Here is a 7,130-nt window from a genome sequence, read left to right as displayed (position 1 = left end):
GGTGAATAGCGGCCGATGAAAAACCAGAGCCGTTCGGTGACGCTGCCGGGGCTCATATAGGGCGAAAACAGCCGCTCGATATCCTTCAAGCGATAACCCAGCTCTTCCTCGGCTTCCTTGCGGATGGCGGTCTCCGGACCGTTTTCGTCCAACAGACCGGCACAGGCCTCGATCAGCGGCTCGCGGTGGCCGGTGACGTAAGCGGGATAGCGGAACTGGCGCACCAGAAGCACGGTCGAACGCAAGGGGTCGTAAGGCAGGATCACCGCACCATCGCCGCGATCATAGGTCTGGCGGATTTGCGTCTCCCACTGACCGTCGCGCCGGCGGTAGTCGAGGACGGTCTTCTTCAGGATGGCCCAGTCGTCGGAGAGGATTTCCTCCGAACGGACGCGAATACGATCTTCCATCCCGGTCTCCATGCTAAAGCGCGTCGCACTTCATGCTCCTGTTTATGCCTGTCGTTCTCCCAAAACCGGAGCCACTTTTGGGAGACATGCCTGGCCGAGGCGTAGCCGCGAACCGGCATTTCGGCAATCCCGCCCGTGATTGGTCCAGAAGCCCTTTCACCGCCTCGTGTCTGGCGCAGGCGCCATCGGTCGCCTAAATAGCTGCGAACCCTCCCGGAGTTTCTCATGACAGCGTCGCTTTTCCAGTCGATCACTCTCGACGGCCTCACCTTCCCCAACCGCATCGCCGTCGCGCCGATGTGCCAGTATTCCGCCGAGGACGGCTCGGCCAGCGACTGGCATCTCCATCACTGGATGAACCTCGCAATGTCCGGCGCCGGCATGGTCACGGTCGAGATGACCGATGTCGAGCGGCGCGGGCGTATCACCCATGGCTGCCTCGGCCTTTACTCTGAAGACAATGAAGCGGCCGCCCGCCGCGCGCTGGACGCTGCACGACGCGTCGCCGCACCCGGCACGAAATTCGGCTCCCAACTGGCCCATGCCGGCCGCAAGGCTTCGAACCGCAAGCCGTGGGAGGGCGGCGGGCCACTGAAGCCAAACGAGGATCCCTGGCAGACCGTCTCCGCCTCGGCCATCCCCTACGACACCGGCTGGAACGTGCCGCACGCTCTGGAGGACGAGGAGATCCTACAGCTGATCGAGCGCTTCGCCGAGGCGGCAAGGCGAGCCGAACGCGCCGGCTTCGATTTCCTCGAACTGCACGCCGCGCATGGCTATTTGATCTTCCAGTTCCTGTCGCCCTTGTCCAACCAGCGCACGGACCGCTGGGGTGGCGCGCTGGAAAACCGCATGCGTTTTGCCGTCGAAATCACCAAGGCGGTGCGCAAGGCGGTGCCAAAGCTGATGCTCGGCGCAAGGCTGTCCGTGAAGGATTGGGTCGACGGCGGCTTCGACGTGGCGGACGCGATCGAAGTGGCCAAAGCGCTGAAGGACGAGGGCGTTGCCTATCTCTGCTGTTCGAGCGGCGGCAATTCGCCGTTGCAGAAATTGCCCACCGGCCCCGGCTATCAGGTGCATCTGGCGGAGGCGGTGCGCAAGGGCGCTGATATTCCGACCCGCGCCGTCGGCCTGATCGACGACCCCAAGCAGGCCGAAGCGATCGTCACCGAGGGCCGCGCCGACATGGTGGCGCTGGCGCGGGCCTTCCTGGCTGATCCGCGCTGGGGGTGGCGTGCGGCGGCGACATTCAGCGAGACAATCCACCCGGCGCCACAACTTGCCCGTTCGGTGACCACGATGCAGCATTGGATGAAGGCGGCGGGCTGAACGGTTCGCGCTCCCGACACGGCGCTGTAGAGCCTTCAAACAGCCTCTGAGACGTTTGGGCGCAGGCTGACGGCCATGGTTGCAACCAAATTGGCTGCTTTGCGTTGCGGCCATGATGGACAACAAACCTTTTGAAGTGCCGGTCGTCGTCGAACTTGGCCACGTCGGCAAATATCGCCACATCCGCAGCGCCCAGGAGGCCGCGGAGTGCCTGATGACGGTGTGGCCGCTCAATCGCGGCCCGCGCCATCGTGATGCCCTCGACACTTGCCTCAAAGTGCTGGAAGGTTATCGTTCGACAGCAGATGCGCGCCGGGCGCTGATTGAAGCCGCCAAGGAATCGGAAGTGCTGGTGCCCGACGACAGACTGCCCGACGACCGACTGCATTGAGCAGACGGACCTTTCAACCGGAGGTTTTTCATGGCGAAGCTGACTTACAAGATCGTCGAACATGACGGCGGCTGGGCCTACAAGGTCGGAGCGACCTTTTCCGAGACGTTTCCGACGCATCAGGACGCGTTGCGCGCCGCCGAAATCGCCTCGGCCGAGCAGCAGGTCGCCGGAGCGACGGACGGCATCCAGTATGAGGACGCCGAGGGAAAATGGCATGAGGAACTGGCCGACGGCCGCGACCGGCCGCAGACAGAAGTCTCGGACTGATTCGGTATCGCGGTTGATGTGGAGCGGTTCGACGGAGCGCCGACCGCAGCGCCGTCCGGAGAGAGGACGCGCCAGCGGCCAGCGGCTGTCCTTGCGGACTAGCCCTCGAACATGGATTTCTGGAAAATCGGCGTGCGCTTTTCGGAAATCACGTTCTGGCTATTTGCCGCAATACTGATCGTTGACGTTTTGCCCTGCGTTAGCGTCCGGGCCTGGTGTGTTGTGGGCACATGGGCCAATAGCGCCGGTGTTGCCTTGGGTGTTCAACCCGGAGCCGTCACTGATGCTTCCCGTGGTGTAGGGGTCGACAGTTGTCTGGTCGTTGTTACCGAACAGCCACCAGTCATGATTGTTTGAGTACCTGTCGTCCAGTGACTGCGCCATCGCCGATGTGGCGAGACCGATCGTCAGGACGGATGCTGCGAGAAGTTTTGTAACCATTGAATCACTCCGTATCTTAGCCGCCTTGGTGCGACACTCATAAAACCCGGTAGTCAGCCGAATGGTTCCTTGAAATTGTCGTGAAGCTGAGGTGAGGCCCCGATCAGCCCGGCCGGCGATGCGCTCGATGGATGCGGCGGTTCGCTCCTGGGCCATGAATTCCGGCAAGTGCCCCTTGCCATAGCACCCGTCGATGCGGCCGAGATCTTGCTCGACCGCCACGTCATCGCAGAACATGGTGTGGAAACGAGTTGGCTTCGACCGAGCCATCCACCTCCGGCGGTCATGTAGTCGGGCAGGAAAGCCGGCGCCGCGGAGATGACATTGCGGCCACCGCTGCGCCGCGCTATCTCAGACCACTCGCCTTCCCGGGCCACTCGCTTGCCGGAGCTTCCCATGCCTGAAATCGTGACCGCCGCCATGCTCGTCATCGGCGATGAGATTCTGTCCGGCCGCACCAAGGACAAGAACATCGGCCATCTCGCCGACATCATGACGGCGATCGGCATCGACCTGAAGGAAGTGCGCATCGTCCCGGACGAGGAAGACGAGATCATCGCGGCGGTGAACGCCGTGCGCGCGCGCTACACTTATGTGTTCACCACGGGCGGCATCGGGCCGACGCATGACGACATCACGGCCGATTCCATCTCCAAGGCCTTTGGCGTACCTTGCGAATACGATGCCCGGGCCTATGCGATGCTGGAAGCAAGCTATGCCGCGCGCGGCATCGAATATACCGAGGCCCGCAAGCGCATGGCACGGATGCCGCGCGGCGCCGATCTCATCGACAATCCGGTGTCGGTCGCGCCTGGCTTCCGCATCGGCAACGTCCACGTCATGGCTGGCGTGCCGTCGATTTTCCAGGCCATGCTCGACAATGTCGTGCCGACGCTGAAGGCCGGCACAAAGATGCTGTCGGCGACCGTGCCCTGCCCGTTCGGCGAAGGCCTCATCGGGGGGCCGCTGGGTGATATCCAGAAAGCGCATCCCGATACGATCATCGGCTCCTACCCGAAATATGGCGATGGCAAGTTCTGGACCGAACTGGTCGTGCGTGCCCGCAGCCAGGAGGCGCTGGACGCTGCCCGCGCCGATGTCGAGGCGATGGTCGCCGGCTTCGCCAGCAATCCCGGCTGATCTGGTCCAGACCGGAACAAAGCACGACGCTGCAACGTTTCCCCGGCACGAGTTCGCCAGCTCGTGAACTGAGGGATTGTCATGCGATTCAAAACCATCGTCGCCATTCTGCAGAACGAGCAGGACGCCGAGCGCGTGCTCGACTGCGCCATTCCGCTCGCCAACCGGTTCCAGAGCCATCTGGTCGGCATCCACGCCGAAACGCTTCCCGTGCCCTACACCTCTGCCACAGGCTTTCCCGACACCGAATTCCTGCAGGTTTCGGCAGATATGAACCGGGAACGGGCCGAGAAATTGAGGACGCTGTTTCTCAGGCATATCGAGGATTCCGGTCTTTCCTTCGAGTGGCGAAGCCTGGAGAGCTTTTCGGGTGACAGCGCGCTGACCGGGATTTCGAGCGTGCGGGCCGCCGACCTGATCATAGCAGCGCAGCGCGAAACGGGCGGCGATTCCAGCGCGGACGTTGACACGCTGGTCTACGATGCCGGCCGGCCGGTGCTGGTGGTGCCGCACGAGGGTCCGCTGATCACCACCTTCAAACGCGTCTTGCTCGCCTGGAACGGCAGCAAGGAAGCGGCGCGCGCCGCCTTCGACGCGCTGCCCTTCATCATCGAAGCCGAGAAGACCGACATATTGGTTATCGACCCTCCTGAAACGCTCGACGACAGCCCGGAGGCCGCCGGCGCCGAAATCGCGGCGGCGCTGTCGCGCCACGGCGCCACCGTCAGCGTCTCGGTGCAGCAGTCGGGCGGCAGTTCGGTCGATGACATCATCCAGACCAGGATCGCGGAAACCGGCGCCGATCTGCTGGTGCTCGGCGCCTACAGCCATTCATGGCTGCGCCAGCTTCTGTTCGGCGGCGTGACGCGCAGCGTGCTGCGCACCGCGCCGGTGGCAGCCTTCCTGTCGCGGTAAGCCCACAGCGATCGCTGGCCCTTGCCTTGCCAAGGCCCCTGCTCTTGCCAAGATGGGGGCTTTCCAGCTAATTCCGCGCGCATTCCCCTGTTTTCTTGCGCGCGATCCCCGCGTGCTGTGGAGTGCGCGACATGTCCCTTCCCGAAAAAGCCTTTCCGGTCTCCTGGGACCAGTTCCATCGCGACGCTCGCGCACTCGCCTGGCGGCTTGCCGGTGCCAACAAGGGGCAATGGAAAGCGATCGTCTGCATCACGCGAGGCGGGTTGGTGCCGGCGGCGATCATCTCGCGTGAACTTGGCATCCGCGTCATCGAAACCGTCTGCGTCGCCTCCTATCACGATTATACCAGCCAGGGGCAGCTGCAGGTCCTCAAGGAGATCACCCCTGCCCTGCTCGCCGAAGACGGCGCCGGCGTGCTGATCATCGACGACCTGACCGACACCGGCAAGACGGCGGGCATCGTGCGCGCGATGATGCCCAGGGCGCATTTCGCCACCGTCTATGCCAAGCCGAAAGGCAGGCCGCTGGTCGATACTTTCGTCACCGAAGTCAGCCAGGACACCTGGATCTATTTCCCGTGGGATATGGGCTTCACCTACCAGAAGCCGATCGCCGACGACCACGCCGGCTGATTCGCAACTACCCTGTTACAGACCAGCAGCTTGCACCGGGGATGGATTTGCTTTCGCAAACACGTCCGGCAGAGCCGGATATTTCGCGAAATCGACGTCTATTGGCGGAAATTGGCCAGGCGAATGAAATTTTTTACTTTTATTGCCGACAATTAGCCGTAAGATTCGTGAGACGGCAAACGATTCCGGAGGCTGGGGCTAGCTTCTTCGATGTTGACGAGGCCAACGACACACAATCATCTGGCCGAAAGGGTCCGACGGCTCTTCGGCACCGCGCCGTGCCGCCTGCAGGTTGCCGCCCTGCCCTGGCGCGACACGGGAGACGGCGTCGAAATCATGCTGATCACCAGCCGCGATACCGGCCGTTGGGTTTTGCCCAAGGGTTGGCCAGAGGCCAGGGAGCCGCTCTGCGAGGCCGCGGCGCGCGAAGCCGGCGAGGAGGCCGGGCTGCGCGGCCGTGTCTCTCATCTTGAAGCCGGCCGTTACTTCTACGCCAAGGCGCTGGCTTCCGGCGAAGAAGTCCCGTGCGAGGTCCTGGTGTTTCCGCTGCATGTCGACAAAGTCGCGGACCGCTGGAAGGAAAAACGCTCACGCACCCGCAAATGGGTCCGTGCAAGCGAAGCGGTGCGCATGGTCAACGAACCCGACCTTTGCCAGATCATCGCCTATTTCTGCGCCGACCCGCACAGCTTCTCCTGACGGGCGGCCACACCGCGCTCTTTGCAAAACGGGACTTGCTTGCAAAGGCTGGACACGCGTTGCCGCCATCGACATGAATGCTTTGCTAAGGAATCAAAGGTAGGATTCGGCAGCTCTGGTATTTTTTGATCGATGGCGAGCCCCGAAAATCCAATTCCAAACGAGTCCGACGAGCCTGAGCGCGAGCATCGTCCGCGCGTGCTCAAGGGCGGGTCGATCATCACCGGAATTTCGAATTCGGAAGTCGGCTGCACGCTGCGCAATCAACACGAAGGCGGAGCCGAACTGAAGATACCGCTGGAAGCCCGGGTTCCCGATCGCTTCCTTCTCTATGTGCCGCTCGACGGCATTGCCTATCGGTGTGAGGTCCGCTGGCGTCGCAATGACCGTATCGGGGTGCAGTTCACCGGCACCGAGCCAAAACCCAGGCTGCACTACGGCTGATCCATTCAGGCACGACGCTTTGGATCGTTGCCGCGTCCGGATTGCCTGGTGGCGACAAAATTGCGATCGCCGCACCGCATTCTATCCCCGTTATCCACATATGTGACACACAAGATGTTGGGGTCACAAAAGCTACGCAAACGAATCCTTGACGGCGCAAAACGAGTCGCCTTTTATAGGCCATGCGCTCCTGTTGAGAGTGCGACCGGAAAGTTCTGAGCCCGGTCTTTTTCCCGGATTATGTGCGTTTTGCTCGCATTTCCGCCTGGTTACGAGGCCGGCGGAAGCGTTGGAATTGTGGGGCGGTTGGGGTCGATAGGGACAATTGTCGGGCTTGAATAAATTGTCTGTTAATACTATATTTAGTGTTTGCAGGTAGGTTCGACGCTAGATAGTGTGAATTTCCCTCGACCGAGGGAATCGGAAAAAAATCAGTTTTGAGGGACCCGTGGGTTCGTC

10 protein-coding genes are annotated in these 7,130 nt (G+C 62.0%); 8 read left to right on the top strand and 2 right to left on the bottom strand.

Features of this window, described 5'->3' with window-relative positions; all coding sequences use genetic code 11:
• Positions 1–410 (bottom strand): NUDIX domain-containing protein (locus ENZ74_RS15845; protein WP_127312858.1); only part of this gene is annotated, 410 nt, incomplete at its 3' end.
• Positions 411–635: 225 nt separating this feature from the next.
• On the opposite strand from ENZ74_RS15845, the gene ENZ74_RS15840 reads away from it, so the two are divergent.
• The 3 genes from ENZ74_RS15840 (at position 636) to ENZ74_RS15830 (ending at position 2,400) form a co-directional block, all read left to right on the top strand.
• Complete coding sequence (locus ENZ74_RS15840) at positions 636–1,739, top strand: NADH:flavin oxidoreductase/NADH oxidase (protein WP_024504404.1); 1,104 nt, start codon at positions 636–638, stop codon at positions 1,737–1,739.
• Between the two features lie 112 nt (positions 1,740–1,851).
• Positions 1,852–2,130: a DUF982 domain-containing protein gene (locus ENZ74_RS15835; RefSeq protein WP_013532012.1), complete on the top strand. Its 279-nt coding sequence runs from the start codon at positions 1,852–1,854 to the stop codon at positions 2,128–2,130.
• 30 nt (positions 2,131–2,160) lie between these two features.
• Entirely contained in the window at positions 2,161–2,400 is a 240-nt protein-coding gene (locus ENZ74_RS15830) for a DUF2188 domain-containing protein (RefSeq protein WP_013532013.1), read from the top strand.
• Between the two features lie 159 nt (positions 2,401–2,559).
• Here the strand turns inward: ENZ74_RS15830 and ENZ74_RS35130 are convergent, their stop codons facing one another.
• On the bottom strand, positions 2,560–3,111 hold the full coding sequence (locus tag ENZ74_RS35130; protein ID WP_224672900.1) for a hypothetical protein: 552 nt from the start codon (positions 3,109–3,111) through the stop codon (positions 2,560–2,562).
• Between the two features lie 126 nt (positions 3,112–3,237).
• Here ENZ74_RS35130 and ENZ74_RS15820 point away from each other — a divergent pair, with 126 nt between their 5' ends.
• The 5 genes from ENZ74_RS15820 (at position 3,238) to ENZ74_RS15800 (ending at position 6,671) form a co-directional block, all read left to right on the top strand.
• A complete protein-coding gene (locus ENZ74_RS15820; RefSeq protein WP_063167866.1) occupies positions 3,238–3,981 on the top strand; it encodes a competence/damage-inducible protein A in 744 nt (247 codons plus the stop codon).
• An 81-nt stretch (positions 3,982–4,062) separates the two neighbouring features.
• A complete protein-coding gene (locus tag ENZ74_RS15815) occupies positions 4,063–4,896 on the top strand; it encodes a universal stress protein (RefSeq protein WP_027162597.1) in 834 nt (277 codons plus the stop codon).
• A gap of 131 nt (positions 4,897–5,027) precedes the next feature.
• Complete coding sequence (gene gpt / locus ENZ74_RS15810) at positions 5,028–5,528, top strand: xanthine phosphoribosyltransferase (protein WP_013532017.1); 501 nt, start codon at positions 5,028–5,030, stop codon at positions 5,526–5,528.
• 210 nt (positions 5,529–5,738) lie between these two features.
• The gene (locus tag ENZ74_RS15805) at positions 5,739–6,227 is read left to right on the top strand and encodes an NUDIX hydrolase (protein WP_013532018.1); all 489 of its coding nucleotides are present in this window, start codon (positions 5,739–5,741) and stop codon (positions 6,225–6,227) included.
• Between the two features lie 132 nt (positions 6,228–6,359).
• Positions 6,360–6,671 carry a PilZ domain-containing protein gene (locus tag ENZ74_RS15800; protein WP_063167865.1) on the top strand — a complete coding sequence of 104 codons (312 nt, stop codon included), beginning with the start codon at positions 6,360–6,362 and terminating at the stop codon, positions 6,669–6,671.
• The last annotated feature ends 459 nt before the right edge of the window (positions 6,672–7,130 follow it).

This window comes from Mesorhizobium sp. M7A.F.Ca.CA.002.15.2.1 (genome assembly GCF_003998715.1).
Lineage (GTDB): Bacteria > Pseudomonadota > Alphaproteobacteria > Rhizobiales > Rhizobiaceae > Mesorhizobium > Mesorhizobium ciceri.
Note: the sequence above shows the minus strand (reverse complement) of the source record. Positions and strands in the feature narration are given on the sequence as shown.